Source organism: Dysgonomonas sp. HGC4, assembly GCF_001261715.1.
Taxonomy (GTDB): Bacteria; Bacteroidota; Bacteroidia; order Bacteroidales; family Dysgonomonadaceae; genus Dysgonomonas_A.
On record NZ_CVRU01000111.1, the window covers coordinates 21,911 to 41,318 of the forward strand.

Annotated in this window: 20 protein-coding genes; 12 read left to right on the top strand and 8 right to left on the bottom strand. The window is 37.8% G+C overall.

Annotation, left to right across the window (positions count from 1 at the left end):
- Positions 1-20: 20 nt before the first annotated feature.
- The 3 genes from HGC4_RS11175 (at position 21) to HGC4_RS11185 (ending at position 2,830) form a co-directional block, all read left to right on the top strand.
- Positions 21-1,112 carry an acyltransferase family protein gene (locus HGC4_RS11175; protein ID WP_050710218.1) on the top strand — a complete coding sequence of 364 codons (1,092 nt, stop codon included), beginning with the start codon at positions 21-23 and terminating at the stop codon, positions 1,110-1,112.
- A gap of 291 nt (positions 1,113-1,403) precedes the next feature.
- The gene (locus HGC4_RS11180; RefSeq protein WP_050710219.1) at positions 1,404-2,177 is read left to right on the top strand and encodes a class I SAM-dependent methyltransferase; all 774 of its coding nucleotides are present in this window, start codon (positions 1,404-1,406) and stop codon (positions 2,175-2,177) included.
- A 77-nt stretch (positions 2,178-2,254) separates the two neighbouring features.
- Positions 2,255-2,830, top strand: a complete 576-nt coding sequence (locus HGC4_RS11185; RefSeq protein ID WP_050710220.1) for an acyl carrier protein phosphodiesterase — start codon at positions 2,255-2,257, stop codon at positions 2,828-2,830.
- A gap of 473 nt (positions 2,831-3,303) precedes the next feature.
- On the opposite strand, the gene HGC4_RS11190 is transcribed toward HGC4_RS11185, so the two are convergent.
- Positions 3,304-3,801 (bottom strand): PEGA domain-containing protein, encoded by a 498-nt coding sequence (locus HGC4_RS11190; RefSeq protein WP_050710221.1) that lies wholly within the window; start codon positions 3,799-3,801, stop codon positions 3,304-3,306.
- A 298-nt stretch (positions 3,802-4,099) separates the two neighbouring features.
- On the opposite strand from HGC4_RS11190, the gene HGC4_RS11195 reads away from it, so the two are divergent.
- Both HGC4_RS11195 and HGC4_RS11200 read left to right on the top strand, forming a co-directional pair.
- A complete protein-coding gene (locus HGC4_RS11195) occupies positions 4,100-4,330 on the top strand; it encodes a hypothetical protein (protein ID WP_050710222.1) in 231 nt (76 codons plus the stop codon).
- A gap of 111 nt (positions 4,331-4,441) precedes the next feature.
- On the top strand, positions 4,442-7,867 hold the full coding sequence (locus HGC4_RS11200) for a coiled-coil domain-containing protein (protein ID WP_050710223.1): 3,426 nt from the start codon (positions 4,442-4,444) through the stop codon (positions 7,865-7,867).
- A gap of 105 nt (positions 7,868-7,972) precedes the next feature.
- On the opposite strand, the gene HGC4_RS11205 is transcribed toward HGC4_RS11200, so the two are convergent.
- The 3 genes from HGC4_RS11205 to HGC4_RS11215 form a co-directional block, all read right to left on the bottom strand.
- Positions 7,973-8,788, bottom strand: coding sequence for a hypothetical protein (locus tag HGC4_RS11205; protein ID WP_050710224.1), 816 nt, complete (start codon positions 8,786-8,788; stop codon positions 7,973-7,975).
- A 194-nt stretch (positions 8,789-8,982) separates the two neighbouring features.
- Positions 8,983-9,627 (bottom strand): hypothetical protein, encoded by a 645-nt coding sequence (locus tag HGC4_RS11210; RefSeq protein WP_050710225.1) that lies wholly within the window; start codon positions 9,625-9,627, stop codon positions 8,983-8,985.
- 148 nt (positions 9,628-9,775) lie between these two features.
- On the bottom strand, positions 9,776-10,126 hold the full coding sequence (locus HGC4_RS11215; RefSeq protein WP_050710226.1) for a winged helix-turn-helix transcriptional regulator: 351 nt from the start codon (positions 10,124-10,126) through the stop codon (positions 9,776-9,778).
- Between the two features lie 96 nt (positions 10,127-10,222).
- Between HGC4_RS11215 and HGC4_RS11220 the strand changes: the two genes are divergently transcribed.
- On the top strand, positions 10,223-10,864 hold the full coding sequence (locus HGC4_RS11220) for a peroxiredoxin-like family protein (RefSeq protein WP_082204156.1): 642 nt from the start codon (positions 10,223-10,225) through the stop codon (positions 10,862-10,864).
- Positions 10,865-10,934: 70 nt separating this feature from the next.
- Entirely contained in the window at positions 10,935-11,735 is an 801-nt protein-coding gene (locus tag HGC4_RS11225; protein WP_050710227.1) for a DNA alkylation repair protein, read from the top strand.
- 11 nt (positions 11,736-11,746) lie between these two features.
- Here HGC4_RS11225 and HGC4_RS11230 read toward each other — a convergent pair whose 3' ends face one another.
- Positions 11,747-12,481 carry a hypothetical protein gene (locus HGC4_RS11230; RefSeq protein WP_050710228.1) on the bottom strand — a complete coding sequence of 245 codons (735 nt, stop codon included), beginning with the start codon at positions 12,479-12,481 and terminating at the stop codon, positions 11,747-11,749.
- 6 nt (positions 12,482-12,487) lie between these two features.
- On the bottom strand, positions 12,488-12,856 hold the full coding sequence (locus tag HGC4_RS11235) for a DMT family protein (RefSeq protein WP_050710229.1): 369 nt from the start codon (positions 12,854-12,856) through the stop codon (positions 12,488-12,490).
- A 139-nt stretch (positions 12,857-12,995) separates the two neighbouring features.
- Between HGC4_RS11235 and HGC4_RS11240 the strand changes: the two genes are divergently transcribed.
- Together HGC4_RS11240 and HGC4_RS11245 are read left to right on the top strand one after the other, a co-directional pair.
- Entirely contained in the window at positions 12,996-14,066 is a 1,071-nt protein-coding gene (locus HGC4_RS11240; RefSeq protein ID WP_050710230.1) for a hypothetical protein, read from the top strand.
- Between the two features lie 566 nt (positions 14,067-14,632).
- Positions 14,633-15,352 (top strand): porin family protein, encoded by a 720-nt coding sequence (locus tag HGC4_RS11245; RefSeq protein ID WP_050710231.1) that lies wholly within the window; start codon positions 14,633-14,635, stop codon positions 15,350-15,352.
- 73 nt (positions 15,353-15,425) lie between these two features.
- Here HGC4_RS11245 and HGC4_RS11250 read toward each other — a convergent pair whose 3' ends face one another.
- Positions 15,426-15,950: a GNAT family N-acetyltransferase gene (locus HGC4_RS11250; protein WP_050710232.1), complete on the bottom strand. Its 525-nt coding sequence runs from the start codon at positions 15,948-15,950 to the stop codon at positions 15,426-15,428.
- Between the two features lie 28 nt (positions 15,951-15,978).
- Positions 15,979-16,452, bottom strand: a complete 474-nt coding sequence (locus HGC4_RS11255) for an energy transducer TonB (protein ID WP_050710233.1) — start codon at positions 16,450-16,452, stop codon at positions 15,979-15,981.
- Positions 16,453-16,553: 101 nt separating this feature from the next.
- On the opposite strand from HGC4_RS11255, the gene HGC4_RS11260 reads away from it, so the two are divergent.
- The 3 genes from HGC4_RS11260 to HGC4_RS11270 all read left to right on the top strand — a co-directional run bounded on the left by HGC4_RS11260 (position 16,554) and on the right by HGC4_RS11270 (position 19,402).
- Entirely contained in the window at positions 16,554-17,747 is a 1,194-nt protein-coding gene (locus HGC4_RS11260) for an XkdF-like putative serine protease domain-containing protein (RefSeq protein ID WP_050710234.1), read from the top strand.
- A gap of 93 nt (positions 17,748-17,840) precedes the next feature.
- Positions 17,841-18,773, top strand: a complete 933-nt coding sequence (locus HGC4_RS11265; RefSeq protein WP_050710235.1) for a hypothetical protein — start codon at positions 17,841-17,843, stop codon at positions 18,771-18,773.
- A 68-nt stretch (positions 18,774-18,841) separates the two neighbouring features.
- Positions 18,842-19,402, top strand: a complete 561-nt coding sequence (locus tag HGC4_RS11270; RefSeq protein ID WP_050710236.1) for a hypothetical protein — start codon at positions 18,842-18,844, stop codon at positions 19,400-19,402.
- Positions 19,403-19,408 lie beyond the last annotated feature (6 nt).

The following is a 19,408-nucleotide window of genomic DNA, read 5'->3' on the forward strand; positions in this document are numbered from 1 at the left end:
TTCATGTAATTTCGATTCAGATGCACACCAACACACAGCAACCTCTACCGAAACCTTATTATTTTGATGTATTAGACGGACTAAGAGGTACGGCTGCCATTGTTATTTTGGTTTTCCACTATCTGGAAATGATTTACCCCAACAAGGCTGACAATATTTTAGGACATGGCTTTTTGGCTGTCGATTTTTTCTTTTGTCTGTCGGGCTTCATTATCGGTTTTGCATATGATAAACGACTGCCACAAATAGGTGTGAAAAACTTCTACATCAATCGCCTCATACGTTTGCATCCACTTGTTATTCTTGGTACAGTAATCGGAGCGATCGGTTATATCTTCAACCCTTTTGGAGATGGAGGCTATATTCTCGAATGGAAGCTTATCATTCCTGCATTCGTTGGGTCTTTACTCATCATCCCCACCCCTTTCCTTACGGGTAGAGCAGGAGCCTTGTTTCCTTACAACACCCCTGCATGGTCGTTATTTCTAGAATATCTAGCCAACATAGTATATGCACTTGTATTGATTCGCCTCAGCAAAAAATGGTTACTTGCTTTAGCAGCAGTCAGTACCATCTGGTTACTGCATACAGCACGCTCGGCGGGTTGGCTCATCAATGGATGGGACGGGTCAACGTTTCTCGATGGGTTTCCCCGAGTAAGCTTTTCGTTCATAGCAGGCTTATTGATATTTCGCTTCAATCTGATCTGGAAAAACAAGTTCGGTTTCCTACTCCCCTGCGTTTTACTCGTCGGTGCATTCCTATATCCGCATTCGCTAAACGATTGGTTTAAGGAGTCACTACTAGTAATCGTAGCCTTTCCACTTATAATCAGCATTGGTGCAGGAGCCAGAGTTAAAGGGCGGATGCAAAGCTTTTGCAAGCTCATCGGGCGTCTGTCCTACCCTATTTATATGACGCATGTTACAACCGTCTGGATATTTACCAATTATTACAACAAATACTCTCCCACGGGAACCAAACTTGCTGTTATAGTTTCGGCATTCATTATTTTCAATTTAATATTTGCCTATATCATTGTCCGATTCTATGACGAACCGATACGTGCATGGCTTACCAATAAACGAAAACATAAGAGTATCAAGCCTTAAACACCATCTCTTATTTCAACCTTTTACTGACAATTGTTTAAAACTGGCTGTCAAACCCGAAAAATTTATATATTTGTAGAATTAAAATTAGTGTATGTATACTATTTCAATACTAAAGAAGGAGTCCGTTTCGTAAACAATCTGTATCTCATTTACAGGTTGTCCTTTCGTTTATTCCCGAATAATCTTTTGGGAATAGTTCATTCTATTTAATTATCAAAACTGATGTTTCGTATCATGCCAGGCTGTTATCAGAGCCTTTTGGCATAATATGAATAAAAACGAAAAATTATGAATAACGAAAATAAATCAATTCACGAATTCGACTTCAACTTAATCTGCGAATATTTCTCCAATGTAGAACGCCAAGGACCCGGAAGTCCCGAAATAACCATAAAAGCTTTAAGCTTTATAGATAATCTCACATCAGAATCGCGTATAGCCGACATCGGCTGCGGAACGGGTGGACAAACAATGGTGCTGGCACAACATACATCGGGAGAGATTACGGCTATCGACATCTTCCCTAAGTTTATAGAACAGTTCAACATCAATGCCACTCAATTGGGTTTCAACAACAGAGTGAAAGGCATAGTTGGTTCGATGGACACTCTTCACTTCAAGGATGAAGAGTTAGACCTGATTTGGTCGGAGGGAGCAATCTACAATGTAGGATTTGAACAAGGTATAAACCAATGGCACAAACTCTTGAAAAAGGGAGGCTATTTAGCAGTTACGGAAGCATCGTGGTTCACTGACGAACGCCCCACTGAGATTAACGATTTTTGGAACGATGCTTATCCCGAAATAGATACAATTCCTAACAAAGTAGCACAGATGCAGAAAGCAGGATATATTCCCGTTGCCACATTTATACTACCCGAAAATTGTTGGACAGAACATTTCTACATGCCGCAAGCCTCTGCACAGGAAATCTTCCTGAAGAAGCACGCAGGCAATAAAACAGCTGAAGATTTTATTACCAATCAACGGCACGAGATGAAGTTATATAATAAATACAAGGCTTATTACGGCTATGTATTTTATATAGGTAAGAAAATCTGAACCATTTAACAGAGGGATTGTTTCTTTCATGGAAACAATCCTTTCTTAAGTAAAACTATTTATCGAGACACCTCAATATGAACTATCTGGCACATGCATATTTATCGTTTAATAATCCTGAACTACTTGTCGGAAATCTCATTGCCGATTGTGTAAAAGGTAAACAGATAAACGATTTTACGGAAGGCATTCAACAAGGCATACACCTTCATCGGAAGATAGATGAATACACCGATGCACATCCCGTTATCAAAGAAATACAGAAACTATACACCCATTCGGCAGGAAGATACAATGGAGTCTTTCTGGATGTAACATTCGACCATTTTCTGGCAATAGATTCTCTCAACGAACCGTCCGAAGGCTGGCAAAAATTCAGCGAATGGTGCTATCTTCAAATAGATAATAATATTGACGAAACACCACACATTTTTCAGCGCTTGTTTTCGTACATGAAAAAAGAAGACTGGCTCTATAACTATCGTCATAAATGGATGATGCAGCGAAGTTTTGAACGCCTCACTCAGCGAGCCAAATTCTTACCCGAAGATGCCAATATATACGCTGCTTTCGAGCAGAATTACAAGGAACTTCAAGCAGGGTACAACACATTTTTTCCCGAACTAAAGCAATTTGTAGAAAAAGAACTTTAAGCTATTTATCTATCAAGCGGACATATTTTTTGAAGCACGGATACTTTCGGAGTGCGAAGCGTGAATAGACTCGATGAAGTCTATACGATTTGAGGCAACCGAGCGAAATTGAGTATATCGTTGGTCCACAACCCGTTATTGCTCTATTGAAACATCAATAACCCGGCAAATAACCCAACAAACAGCCCACTTATCGAACTGATAAGAAAGCATTTAAACAAAACTATATCCTAACAACAAATGAAAAAATAACTCTCGGCTAACCTAGCGGTAACCCAAACTTTAAGAAAGAAAAGAAAGAGGAAGAAAGAAATACTATTTCCCCCTATAATCCCCCAAAGGGATAAGTTTTCGTTATTGAAAAATAGCATCAGCTTGCCAATGGTTTATCAACAGCCGATTGGCTCAGAAAAAAGAAACGCCTTGCATCAACATCGAGCAAAGCGTTTATCTGGTGTAGTATTAAGAATTAGTTAGTTATCTAAAATTTTCTTCTTTTCTTTTTCATACTCCTCAGCAGTAATGATATTGTCATCCAAAAGCAGTTTGAGACTTCTCAATTCTTCTGCTTTTGTTTGGCTTACAGCACCCGTATCTTTTTTAACTTCCTCTAGTTTTGTACCACTCAGAGGAACCATTTCGTAAGTACGTTCGGGTTTGTATTTCATAGTCCACAAGAACGGAACCAATACAAATACACCCCCAATAATAGCACCTACATCAGCTTTTTCACTTCTCGAAAATCCGGCATAAAAAGGCTCATAACCTTCTTTTTCTAATTTAACAGAGGTAGATGAACCTACAATTTTAGTATCAGTGTAATGATATGGAGTTGTTCCCACAGCTTCGCCATTTAGAAAAACTTTAGCTCCCGATGGTGATGAGTTGATTACAGTGGTACTGGAACAACTTGCTAACAGTAAAGAACCTGCTAAGATAAGAGACATTACTCCTACGTTGTGTTTTTTCATTTGCTACAATTTAAGTGTGATTACATTCTATACGAGATGGCAAATATATCAATTATTTTAACTATTTATCTCTCTTTTTTATTTTCGCTGAAATAATTCTCAATAATTTCTAAACCAAATGTAAAAACCAACCAAACAGCTCACTAAAAACTACCATAAACAATTAATCAACAATATATTACAAACATCCAAACTCTCCACTATCGAAACTTTTATTTCACAACCCTTAAACCTTAACCCGATAGAATGGTCTATATTTGTAACAAGCAACATAATAACCATTAACAACTTTCGAATCATGAAAACAGACCTGTACACCAAAATCGTACTTACAGTAATTGCCCTATGTCTCACCGTAAGCCTGCTAAAAGAGTTCGAAATCATATCCTCAGCCAAAGCAGATGTAGCAATAACCGCCCCCAATCCCATTCCAACATCTACACAAAGTAGCGTGATCGATGTGAACATTGTTCAAGTAGCTGGTTATGGAGTACGTTCGGAACCCTTACCCGTTAAAATAAGAAATTAACAGATAGTTAGTAGCTATCTGCCGAGCAGCATTAGTCTTTCGATTGATGCTGTTTTGTTTTAGAGCCTCAAACCCTCATTAGTGCCATTTTATCTATAAGAGAAAAGAAATATGGCAGGTTCTAGAGAATTTAAAATAAAGATAGATGGTATTGACAAAACCATAACCGATATTAAAACGCTTCGGGAAGAACTCGATAAAAACTTAGCTGCATCAAACATAGAGGAACTAGAGCATAATCTCAAAGTTCTCGAAGAAGCTTACAAATCGCTCAACCAAACGGAACGCGATTCGGCTATAGGTACGCAACTATTAGGTGATATTCAGCGATACAATACAGCCCTTCAAGAATCGACAATAGCCTTAAATGATCACAAGGAAAAACTGAAAACCTTCACAATCAAAATTGACGGTGTAGACAAAACGATAACCGATATCACTACACTTCGCGAAGAACTCGATAAGAGCGCCAATTCGTCGAGTGTAGCAGATTTAACCCATAACTTAAAGACTCTCGAAGAAGCTTATAACTCGTTAGACCGAGCTGCACAAGAAGGAGATACCGGTCAGAAGCTATTACAGGATATAGAAGAATACCAATCGACCCTAAGAGCTTCAACCTTTGCCCTAAGAGAACAAAACGAAGAAGTTGAAAAAACATTTGCCCTACGCGAAACCGAACAAGGTAGTATAGAGCAACTAAAACTGTTAATAAAACAACTTACCGAAGAATACGAGGGATTAAGCGAAGCTGAAAGAAAGGTTAGCGGTACAGAACTTATTAGCCGCATACAAATGCTACAAGAAGAGCTATCGAACCTCGAAACAATGAGTAAAAGCCATTTAGCAATATTCGGTTCTTTGGGTGAGACTTTAAACACTATCTCCGAAGGATTCACCAATGCAAACAGCACAATCAGTTCCTTTTCGAGTATTCTTTCGTCTAGTTCCGACGTTCTTAAGTTATTCGGAGTAGAGAGTCGCACACTTACCCAAGCAGTAGAAAAACTCGGCGAAATTACCAAAACCGTCAGCACCATTCAGTCTCTTTACACTCAACTTGTATCAAAAGACTCTATTGTAATGAAAGCCGCTGCGGTAGCAAAAAATCTCTTTACAAAAAGTACACAAGGTAGTAGCGTTGCCCTTAAAGGATTCAAGGCTGCCCTGATCTCTACCGGAGTCGGAGCTTTCATTGTATTATTAGGATATCTTATTGCCAACTTCGACGACATCAAAAAACAAATTGGAGGGGCTACCGGGGGCATGGACAGGTTTGATGCCATTATGCGAAAAATAGAACCCGTTATCGCCGGAGTAGGAAATGTACTAGTACAGTTTTTATTGAACCCTATCAAACATATTATCAATGCAGTAGAGGGTCTGATTAATATAATTGACATTTTCAAAGAACAAGGTACAGCAGGTTTCAAAGACGCTTTTAAAGAGATTGGCAATACTGTTGAAAGAGGCGCCAAGATACAGATGGATTCTATGAATGTTGTGAAAAATTATGAAGAGGCAGCCACCAAAAGCAGAATAGAATCAGCAAAAGAGAGTACTAGAAAGATCTTAAAGATGCATTCAGATACCACGCATATGTATATCGAAAATATGGAAGCTCAAAAGGGCGCCGATTGGAAATATACTAAAGATGGTATAACTATGTATGATAGCTACTTCGACTCGTGCCTTGCCATGTACGAAAAAGATTCGGAGGATTACAGAAAAATTCAACTCCAAAAATGGAATTTTTTCAGAGAGGTGGAAGAGCGAAAAAACAAACCAAAAGCATCAGCCCAACCTAAAAGAGAAGAGCCTGACACTTATCTCGATGACTTGAAAAAAGTACAAAAAGAAACAGAAGCGATCTATAAGTCAACAGAAGAAAAGCAGATTGAGCATTACAAAAACATGGCTGCCAACACCAATACGAGTGATGCTATTGGTTTTATGGAAGAGGCTGCAAAAAAAGAGTCTGCTCTCCAATTGAAAAAGAATCAGGAGGAAATAGATGCTTTGACTGAGCATCACCAGGAAATGCAGAAAAAGTATAGAGGGAATGCCGAGAGACTTGCCGAAATAAACGAATCTTTTGCTTTGCAAGAAAGAGCTTTGAAGGAAAGGCAGTCAAAGCAGAATTTAGAGCTAGCCAAAAAACAAGGTGAAGAGCTAAGAGCTATAAAAGAAAAAGTGGAGAGTGCTGCCATACAAGGCGAACTAGAAAGAAACGACCTACTGATTGCAGCCCAAAACAAATTTATTGAAGACAAGAAAAAAGGAAATGAAGACCTTCACAAAGATCAGGTAAAGCGCAACAAACTTGGGCTCATAGATGTAAGTGCAACAAAGGAAAACTATGCTAAAGCATTAGCTGCTGACCAACAATATCTTTCGGATCTGAATATAAGCCATCTGGCTAAAATGAAATTACTAAAAGAAGAACAAGATTTAGTAAAAGAAAACAGCAAAGAGTGGAAAGACATACAAGATAAAATGTCTGCCGAACACAAAAACTATGCAGACGAAAAGAAAGAAACCGAAGATAGGATAACCGACAATACCGAGAAATCAACAAATCTTCAAAAAGAGTTCTACAAAGAGTTGCATGATAAAATGACCGAAACATGGGGCAGTATAAACGAAGCTCTGACTTCGGCTTGTGAAATTGCCAATTCGATCATTCAACAACAAATAGACGAAGCCAAAGTAAAGCTAGAGGAGGTCACCAAACAGTACGATGCCGTTGTTGAAAAACGAAAGGAATGTCAGGACAAGATAAAAAGTCTCGAAGAGGAAGCCTCATCTGCTTCGGGAGGACGTGCCATTGTTATTCAAGAACAGATTGCCCGCCAGATGGAAGCCAATCAAGAATTAGCTAAACAAGAGCAAGACTTGGCTAAGCAAAAAGAAAAGCTGGAGAAAGACATTGCCAAGAAAGAAAAGCAGGCAAAAAAGATAGAACTAGGTCAAAAACTTGTGCAAAGTATTGCAAACACAGCTTTTGCCGTAGTTCAGGCAATGGGGGCAGGACCTTTTATCGGACAAATAATGGCTGCATTAACAGCAGCTGCCGGTGCAGTGCAAGTTGCCATTATCACACGTCAGATGTCGAAACTCGAAGATGGAGGTTTGCTTAACGGTAAACGTCACTCACAGGGAGGAATGCGCATCGAAGGAACTAACATAGAAGTAGAAGGCGATGAATTTGTAGTCAATCGAGTATCTACACGTAAAAATCTGGGATTGATTGACTATATCAATAAGCAACGCAGAGAGCTATCGCCCGACGATCTGAGTACCTACTTCAATCGTACAGGAAAAAGCAGTTCGCCGCTACAACATAGCATGAAACACATGTATGAACAAGGCGGACAGCTCACGAATCTCGAAGTAGTAGATTCGGCAACGGCTCCCGACAACAGTAAAATTCTGGAAGCAATTTCGCAAATCAATTTCCAACCCGTAGTTTCGGTCGTCGATATTGCCAGTGCACAGAGCAATATAACTCATGTAAAAGATATAGCAGGGGTATAAAACAACCTTACAGTTTATCCACTAAAAAAGACAAAAGGAGGCAGCTTTCAATAAGCTGTCTCCTTTTCTTATATTCTTTATTTAGAAATTATCTTCTATATATAACTATGCTACGGGTCTGAGGCGGATATACTGATCGAGCCCTGCATAGTTGCCCTCGGCAGCCCAATAATCTCTGTTACTCAAAACAGCCATATAGAGATAACTATCGGTACTCCAATACATTTTGTCGTTACCCAACGGTATCCAATTTTTGATGTACATACCTATCATAGGGTCAATGTAGCGTCTATTGCTCACCTCATACAAGTCTATATATGCAGCCCCTTCGAACGAGTCTACATCTACACTGACAATGTATCTTTCGTCAGCCGACAGATAAGGAAAATTGGCAAAAGTCTGCACCGTGCGTCCACCGTTCTTATCTACAAAGAAATAATTCCAGTCTTCCCAGTAAATACCCGATATAAGATAAGCATTGAGTGCTTTAACCTGCCCTACATAGCTATACTCTTTATGATGCTCACCATCCGAAAGATTATCGGTAAGAGTAACAAACGCCCCATTGTTACAAGGCAAGCGTAAGATTCCTTTCGACTTCTGAATGGAAGTTGTATCGAGTGTGAAATACTGAACGGCCGAACCTTTGTTTTTCAGAAAAGTATCTTTGTCGATTAGCTCGATCACAAAAAAGTCAGCCAACTGCGTACCCCCATCATAATCGGTGTACAAATCTTTTTCAGTCAGAATATGTTTTTTGATAAATTGAATGGCTTGATCTTCGTCAACCGTCTGTGGAACGGTATCAATAACCACTACTGTATCGGCGGGTATATTTTGCACCTGCTCGGCATTATTCGAAGGATTTTTACAACCTACCATCACAAGCGTTACCGCAACAACTAAAACCTTAGTCCTCATAGCTTTATTTTGCAAATTTTTGCATTACTATATAACCTAAAATATCCTACTAATCTCACTACCAAATACTGATTTATAAAATCGCCACAAAGATAGTGAAGTTCACTTCACTTAGCACACTTTAACATAAAGATTTTCAAAGAATAAAAACACTTTATAAAGAGACGGTTCTGTTAAACAGAACCACAAAGCTATCAATCTATATAACCCTTTACCGTTAATGCATTTACTACTACTCTATCAATTTGATTACTTATCAGGCTATCAAGAGTATACTTATCTATACTACCGTTAAACATAGAGGGTAATACTTTTTGAAGCACCAAAGCGGGATTGTCTGGAGAAAAAAGCATTTTGCCGAAGTTACCGGCTTTACTAAAATACAAGAAAGACATCTCTTCGCTCTCGGGAAAACTAACTCCAAAGAAGAAATAAAAACCGCTCAACGACCTTAACATTCCCGTACCTATCTTTTCTACAAAATTGGCATAACCATACTTAGTCAGTATCTGTGGCAGAGTCATTATAGCCTCCTCTTCCTTTTCGCTGAATATTTCGAACAAACCGTCGCCAATTTTAAATGCTCCATGATTACACAACAAATCGACAAGAGCATCGGGTACTCCTGCTTCATCCTTTTCCTCAAATTCGGTTATATAGCGTTTCGATACCTTTCCCGTAGGACGATACGCATACGCATTGTTTTCTGCAAAGCGGTACGAATACTCTTTCTTCGAAAAATAACTCTTCATCTCTGCTTCACGAAACCGTAAGAACCTGTCGATAGCTTGTTGCCATGTTTCGTTTTTGGTTCCTAAAAAAATTCTATAATCTTCCATTTCCCAAAATTCATCTGTTATATTAAAACTATAACAAACAAAACCTCTTTTTGTTAATCAAGATTTTGAGGTATTACACCTTTTTACTATTTAAGTAAGTATCAACCGAGTTGCAACTCTTAATCAGACCATTTATATAAGCGATTAATTACTCATTATCTTCTTTTTGCTGTTCATCGAGAAGAAGTTTTCCCCAATCATTCAAAGCCCAAAGTATATCGACCAAAGGCTTGGCTATATCCGTCAGACTATACTCTACACGAGGAGGCAGTTCATTAAAAACCTCTCTCTTAAGAAGTCCATCGGCTTCCATCTCTTTCAACTGTTCACTCAGTACACGCCTGTCTACTTGCCCTATTCCTTTCACAAATTCGCTGGGACGTTTTTTGCCTTGACTGAGTTGCCAAAAGATCGGTATTTTCCATTTTCCGCTGATTGCATTTACAGCAATTTCCAACGTACACACTTTTTCTTCTATCGTAGGTTTCTTTGTTTTCATAAGATTGACTTTTTTATCCCTATGCCATAAAAATATCCCGTATTGCAGACCACTCTTTTAATTCGCAGTTTTGCAACGAAATAATATAGAACAGAAATGATAAATTTAAATAATCTTCTCCACAATCTAAAACTTCAGCTATCGGCACAATTGCCCGAAGCCATAAATACAGCATTTGAAGAATCGATCCACGATCTGAAAAAGCAGAGAATAGGCGAATCGGCACATAAGCCGGGAGATACCCTCCCCTCTTTTACACTGCCAAATACGAAAGGCGAATTAATCAATTCTGATCAATTACTATTAGAGAATGATAAACTAATTATTGCATTTTTCAGAGGAGGATGGTGCCCCTATTGCAATCTCGAACTGAAAGCTCTGCACGATGTGTTGCCTCAAATAAAGGCTAAGAAAGCAGCTTTAGTGGCTATTTCGCCTCAACTGATCGAAAAAAGTGTAAGTATGTCTGCTGATAACCCTTTCACATTCGATATACTTTGGGATAAGAATAACAAATACGCTAAGGAGTTGAATATAGCCTTCGACCTACAAGCATCTGTCGTGCGTTACTATCAACAATTGGGTATCCATTTAGGAGAATATAATGGGAATGAGGAAAACAGCCTCCCGATACCCGCAGTATTTGTGATGGATAAAAACAAAACCGTTACATTCTCTTTTATAGATGCTGATTATACCGAGAGAGTAAATATAGAGGAACTGTTGAATAGCTTATAAACTATCAATCCTTTTTTACTACTTTAGTCAAAAAGTTACATTTTAGAAATTCTTTCTTTTATATAATTACATGGAACAAAAACGAAAGGGAGCCAGATCGTTCAACGATTTATCGCAGGAAATACTCAATCAACTGAATAGTGGAGAGATAGAAAGTGCAAACCTCACCGAATGGCTGGCTGTAAATCAAACCCTATTATTACAGAATCTGCTTCAACAACATAATAAAATAGATTATCTAGAGCCTATACTTGCCGAAATAGCCAAACTAAAGAAGCAAACTACCAACACTCTAAATGAAACGATAGGTGTAGGCTTATTAAATGAAACGTCTAAAAAGAATGATTCTCAATTCTTAAAAGATATATCTTCGCACACCTCCGACACTGTACGTTGTTGGATTACTTATACCATTGGGCTAAATTCAGAACTATCTCTATCCGAAAAACTAGAGCAGATACAACCTTTTGCAGCCGATACGCATTTTGGAGTAAGGGAGATTTCGTGGATGACTGTTCGACAATCTATTATTGCCAATCTGGAAGAAAGCTTGCAAATATTTACCAAATGGACATCTTCGGAGAATGAAAATGTAAGGCGATTTACCACCGAAGCCACTCGACCTCGTGGTGTGTGGTGCGAGCATATAGAAGCGCTGAAACAGAATCCCGAATTGGCTCTGCCCATTTTAGAGCCACTAAGGTCTGACTCATCCAAATACGTTTGCGACAGTGTTGGCAACTGGCTCAACGATGCAAGCAAAACTCAGCCTCAGTTTGTTATCGATCTTTGTAAGAAATGGGAGAACGAAAGTCCCACCAAAGCAACCGCTTATATTGTAAAGAAAGCAATGAGAACTCTTAATAAATAAAACAACTCCGTTTACTCAATATTCACCGTCCATCCCTTTTGCGTTGCAATCGCTTTATCGCAAGTAGCATCGCCCGCATTATTACTCAGCGTAATAGTTCGAGTATCGGACTTAGCTGGTGGCAATTGCTGAAACATTGCATTGAGTGCCGTTGCCGATAACAACGGATTATTGGATAAAGAAATAGTATTTAATATAGCATTATTATCTAATGTAATACGAGATAAGCTATCGCATTGCGAGATTGTAAAATTCTCCATTGCAGGCAGATTGCTGAAATTTACATTTTTCAGACCCGATGTAGTTATATTTACCGATTTCAACACTTGTCCCACACTCGAAAATTCTTTCAAATGGCGGCAATTAGTCAACCTCAATTGGTTGATAGGCTGCCCTACACTATCTATCGAAATATCTAACCTCGTAATTTTAATCGCTCTGAAATTGACCGTATAATTACCTGTCGAAGCAAAAGTATATCTCAGCGGTTTCAATGGCGGTGCATCTACCACAGCCGAATCTCTATTTACAAATTCTGTAATCTTGCTTCCATCGCCCCAATTCACAATCATCTGACTGGCATGCACGATAGGTGTAAAAACCAAATTTCCCGAAAGAGCAACCTCTACATCTGTCTCTACGATTTGAGCATCGTGATCGAGAATGTATAAGAATGGCGAATAGTTATTTTGCTCACAAGATGTAACCAAAACAACCAACAGAAATAAGTAAATTATCTTATGCATAAATCATCATTTTTTGAACACCAAATATACGGCAGCAATCAGAAATAGAAAAGCCAGAATATGATTCCACTTAAAAGCCTCGTTCTTGAATACTATAGTTGTAAATACCATAAATACTGTAAGACTGACTACTTCTTGAATAATTTTTAGCTGAATCAGCGAAAAAGGACCTCCGTTTTCCTGATAACCAATCCGATTGGCAGGTACTTGAAAACAATACTCAAAAAAGGCAATTCCCCAACTGATTAAGATTACTCCCAACAGGGGCAATGCAGCAAACCACGAAAAATCTTTCATCTTCAAATGCCCATACCAAGCAATAGTCATAAAAACATTAGAAGCAATAAGCAATAGAACCGTATAAACTGATGACATTCTTTTTATTATAAATACCAACTAACTAAAATTATCGGAGCAAAAGTAAGTAATAGGAATTAGAAGTAAGTGTTTTATGCACAAATTTATTTACAATAAAACTTATCTTTGCGGCAAGATATAAGATCTAAATAAAAATATGAAAAAGATAATCTCACTACTTATTATATTATACTGCTTTGGATATACCGTAAAGGCGGCGGCTGACACTAAAGCTTTTGAATTGGTCACTCCTACTAATCTCATGGTAGACAACAGTCTATATAATAAAATTGAGTTTATCGACAGTCGATCTTTTAATGATTATCTGGGCTTTGTACAAACGTCCATATTCAATTATCAAACTCCTGTTGTTGAAGAAACGTCCTTAGAAAAACAATTAAAAAATGTATTCCAACAAATCACAACACAAAACGCTCAAAAAAGAACACTCCTCTTTCAACTAAGGCGATTATATTTCAGCGAAATTACCAAAAGTGCCAGCGAAACCGGCTATTGCCACATACGCTACAATCTATACGAGAAAAAGGACAACAGATATTACTTTATCAGCATGCTCGATACATTGGTAACCGTAAAAGCAATAGATGTTACGAGCAAATTACTCAACAAAGCATCTAATACAATAGTTTCACAGATAGCAAACAGCCTTACTCAAGAAGCTAATCCTAATCAATCGTACTCTATGGTTGATGTGCTTAACATCAATTACTTCGAAAAAGGAAACCTCAAATTATACGGTATCCATCAACTAAAGGACGGGCTTTACAAAGACTTTAAATCCTTTGCAAACCAAACACCTAAAGAGGTTGCAATAGAACCTTATTTTGAAGATAGCCTTTTAGTATCGTTCAAAGCAACAGATATTAAGACTAACAAACAGATCAAGTTTAAAACAGACGAGGTGTATGCTATTGTTATAAACGGGCAGGCATATGTATCGAATTACAAATGCTATGTACCTATTTTTAAGAAAGATGGAGAGTACCAATTTATAAACAAAGGAACGATAAGAAACAGTACCTTTTTTCATACTGTTGGAATACCAAATCCGAATAAGAAATTTAATTTCGGAAAATACTTAACAACACCTATGTATCTGGAAAAAAATCGTATAGCAGATGAGCCCATCATCATGACAGTAGATCACTTAAGCGGCGAATTTATACCAACTCCCGAAAATGCGAGTTTTTATTATTATTTTAAGTAACTAAAATTAAAACGATAAGCAATCGTCCTACATAAGCTGATGACATTCTTTTTATCACAAATAGCAACACTAACTTTACTTATTGGAGAAAAAGCAAGTAATTGACTCTAAAAAACACACCTTAAATAGCCAATAAAAAATTATATCTATAAGAAATAGATAGTAAAAGACTTCATATTTGACTAAAATATCAACCGCGGAATTTTATATAAAATTAAACAAACATCCCCAATTTTACATAAAACTAAGAAAGCAAGACTCAAAAACTTAAAAACAAACACTTTAGGTTCGAATATCTAAATTAGAACCCACTCATTTTTCTAGGTTAAAAACATATAAAACCGAAAAATAAAAACACTAAAGCCATTAACTATAAACAGCTTGCAATAACGAGAATCGTCAATTGCTATTTTGGGACTTTATTTTGCGGCATTAAGAAGTTACTATGTTTAGGTTTACCATACTTTTGCCCTGACAACGAAATATGAGATATGCTTATTATGATCTAACTCTTCATATAATCGAATAGTCTATTTTTATTATAAAACCCTATTAAAGTATTTTTTATGAAATTTCGTACACTACTAACAATCTCGGGAATTTGCTTATGTTCAACTCCCATTATTAATGCACAAGAGGCTCAGTCACCATGGACATTCGGAGTTAAAGCCGGAGTTAACTTATCAACCTTCAAGTCCGACGGAACGACTTTAAGTAGTATGGATGGAACAACCGGTTTTAATGGAGGTGTAACCGTGGAGTATGCTTTGCGTAATAATTTCTTTCTGCACTCAGGATTGGAGTTTACAACAAAAGGAGCTGATTATTACACAGCAGGTCCTTTGAATTCTATTCTTCCCGAAAATGGAGATCCTTATTGGACTTATCGCTCTATCAGTGACTCGCGAAGATTCAAATATCTTCAATTACCATTAACCTTAGGATATAGACTTCCAGTATCTAAAGATGTAAATATAGCCTTTAATGCTGGAGCTTATTTGGCAATCGGACTTTCAGGAAAAGGCACACAACAAACATGGGTAACTAATATATATGCTGATGGTGAAACAAACACCACTTATGAAGAAGGTAAAACAAGCAAAAAGGGTGATGCTGATTATGGCTTAATAGGGGGAATTGGACTAGAATACAAGAAATTCTCACTAAATGCAAATTACGAATACGGATTATCTAGCCTTGCTACCGCACGAAATTCGGAAGGTATTAATATGGGAGAAACATGGAGAAACAGAAACCTAACATTCTCAGTTGGATATAAATTTTAAATAAACTATTTCGTTTCTTACCAAAGTTGCATCTATATCGGTGCAACTTTTTCATTTTAGAAAATTGGTCAAATCAATTGGTCTTTTGTAGCTCAAACCAATTTGTTGGGTCTCCTTCGTAATCAAATACTCCTGTAAATTTAAATCCTAACTTTTTCAAAACATTTATTGAGCCATCATTCTCAGTATGGGCAGTGGCATATATAATATCAAGACCTAAGTTTTCAAAGCCATATTTCACTATCGAAGTGGCAGCTTCTGTAACGTAGCCCTTCCCCCAATGCTTCTTTTTTAAACGATAACCCAATTCATAAAAATCGGAGTGATTATTCAATGGCTCGCTGAAATACTTCAAGCCAGCCCATCCAATACACTCACCCGATTGCTTATCTACAACCGCCCAACGAGCTATACCATTCTTTTTGTATTGTGCTCGAAGCATTTCTATTACTTCTACAATTTGCTCTTTAGACTTTACAGGTTTATTATCTATGTATTTATGCACCTCGGGATCAGAGTCCATTTCGAACAAGTCATATACATACTGAGAATCAATTTCCCTTAAATACAATCTTTCGGTCTCTAATATATACTTCATTTATTCCTATTTATCAATATAATACTACTTATTCTCTCACGCTTAAACCATCACAAACCACGCTAATATGGCTCGTCTCTTCGCTTTTGGAAAAGCTAAATAAAATCGGCAAAGTATACTTAAGATCAGCAACCTTTCCGTCGACCTCCCCCGGAGACCATTTAGGCATGATAGAAATAATTCTCACTGCTTCCTGATCACAACTTGGGCTTAGACCCCTCACCACTTTGATACTCTGAACATTTCCTTCTTTTGAAACAATAAACTGAACTACAACCCGACCCTCTATTTTCTTCTTAAGTGCATCTTTAGGGTAGATTAAAAACTTTTCTATAAATTTCATCATTTCATCAGTACCCGTTGGATAAGCAGGCATTTTAACAACTTGGGGAGGATGCTCTATTCCTCGCATTACATCCAACCTATAAGCTTGTGCTTGCAACTGAATTGCAGTAAAGAATAGCATTATTAAAAATAATAGCAAGTACTTTAGTTTTTTCATCTCTTTCTGTTAGTTTAGTTAGTTTGACAAATATATACTAAAATATTTTCTTTCCCCGAAAAATAAGTTTTGGTTTTATCTATAAGTAAAATCAAGCACTTATGAACATACCCGTTTACAACTGTCTGATAGACGAAAACACAGAAGATCAAAGCGGTATCTATGCCATTTCGTTTGTAGATGTACCCGCCAACGAAATAGACTTCATTACATTAGCCAAACAGCCTAAAGAGGAAAAGCTAAATCGTGATTCTAAAAAGCAAATACTCACAGGAGCAGTACTCCGTCCCGATCAGTTAATATATCGCAACGACAACAGAGGCGAATATTACATCCAGTTTTCGGCAGATCAAATCGAAAAAATTGCACAAAAAATGATGCGTACAGGCATCGCTTTACACAATACTACACACCAACACCAAAACCCTCTGGAAGGAAATTATCTGACCGAACTGTGGATTGTTGAAAATCCGAAACATGACAAATCTCAAGCTCTCGGCTTTACCGACTTACCGAAAGGCACACTTATGTGTAGCTATAAAATCGCTGACAAAAATTATTGGGATACGCAAGTGATGACAGGAAACGTCAGAGGATTTTCTTTAGAGGGTTTCTTCTTTCAGGAAATAAAGAAAAACAAAATTAATAAATCAGTTACTAATCAAAATCGAAATGAAAAAATGAATCAAAGAAACAAGAAATCGGGAACATTACTATCTCGTATCTCACAGTTCTTTCTCGACATTCAGGCAGTAGAAAAAGCCGATGCTACAACAAGCGGAGTAGCTTACGTAATTTTCACCCTAGCCGATGGCAAAGAAGTATATATCGATGCCGACGGATTTGCAACACTCAATGAAGAACAACTTCCGGCTGGCGAACATCCTTTGGCTGACGGAAATATACTGATAGTTGACGAGCAGGGGCAATTTCTCGAAACCAAAGAAGCGTCTGCCGAAACTTCGGATCCAGCACAAGCAATAGCTCCCGAAGCATTAAGAAGAGCGTTCAGACAAAAATTCGAAGACAAAGCCATCGCCAAACCACAAGGAACAGTATCAGAAGGTACTGAATCAACAGAAATTTTGAAACAGAAAATTGCAGATCTCGAAGCTAAACTATCAGAACTTGCCGGATTGGCCAAAGAAGCAAACACAGAGGTGCAAAAGCTTCGCAGTCAAACACCAAGCAGCATGCCTGCCACAGCAATGGCCGCCTGCCGCAAATTGTCTGAGTTGAAACGCTACGAACAAATGGCACAAGCTCTTTCTATGACAATCAAAAACCGTAAATAAGGTATTCTCTATTGCTTTGTTGAGCGCAAATGCTTTAGACTGTTTATAAAACAAATTTAACAAACACATTACAAAACTTCAATTTAAAACAATATGGCAAATATGTATAATATTTCACCTCTTAGCTATCAGCCAAGTACCAATATGGATTGGTTTACGAAAGCACTATTCGGAGGTCGTTTGATCGAAAACGGTAAAATCGATGTCATCACAGGTGTAAAAGAAAGCACATTTCTTAACCTATTAAACTTCGAACATACTCTATTACAACCCGATGGTCGCGATTGTGCTTGGACTCCCGAACAAGTATTCAAGTTGAGCGAAAAGGAAGTAAAAATCAAAACATACAAAATCAACCTTGAGCAATGCATTGACGACTTAGAACGCAAACGTATCAATATCATGCTTAAACCGGGTGCAAAAAACACCGAATTGCCCGATGCTCTTGAAGAAGCTACGATGCAAATGCTTGCTGCCGAACTTAGCTCTGAGATAGAGTCTAAAATATTCACAGGAGACAGCTCAGTAGACGTTAACGATTTTGATGGTGCAGTAACCGTTCTATCAGCAAGCACTGAAGCTGTTAAGATTACAGGTTCGGCTCTTACAAAAGCAAACGTAATCAGCGAAATTGAGAAAGTATATGATGCCATTCCTGAAAATGTATTGGTAAAAGGCTTAGAATTCGACACAGTGAAAATATATGTTGCATACGAAACACTACAACGTCTAAAGATGGCTCTAGCCTCTGTAAGCAATCAAGTGATAGCAACTGCCTTTACTATCGAAACCGAAGTACTTCGCTATCTTGGAGTAGAAATAGTTCCTGTTAAAGGTTTGAATAACAAAACTATGATTGCTGCCGACATTACCAACTTCTTATTGGCTACAGACTTGTTGAGCGACACCGAAGAAATCCGCATCGGACAATTCCCCGCTCCTCACGACAGCAAAATCTTCATCGACGGACGCTTACGTCTAGGCTTTGTAATTCCATTCGAAGACGAAGTAGTATTCTACAATTAAGGTCTGTACCTATTTTCAATAAAGTTCATTAAACAAAACTAGTATACACAAACAAATACACATAAATTATGTCTTGTAAATTAACAGCAAACATTACAAAAGAAAACTGCCAATATCAAGTAGCAGGTATCAAATCAGTATATTTAATCAATTTGGATGCAAACCCAACATTCGAGTTTAAGAAAAATCCTGACGGAACTACAGCCGATAACAAAATTATCAGTAAGATTACTCTTGATGCATCGGAGTCTATCTACAAAGTAAATTTCGTGGAAGGCACAGCTTCATTCTCTGACGACTTAGCAGTAAACGGAAACGGTGGAAAATACCGCACTCACACCGTTAACTTCACAGTAAGCGAATACGACTACAATACCATGAATCAAGGTGATGCACTAAGCTTAGGCAGATTTATTGCTATCATTGTAGACAAATCGGGTCGTTCAATCGTATTAGGTCGCAACAACGGACTAAGTGCAACTTCATTCAACTACGCTTCGGGTGCCGGAGATGCCGACGCTAACGGATGGACTACTGTACTTGCAGGAACTGAATTGGAGATTGCAAAATTATTGGAAGATGAATCGGTTATCACTCCAGTTGCTCCAACAGTAGTTGTTACTCCTTGATAAACA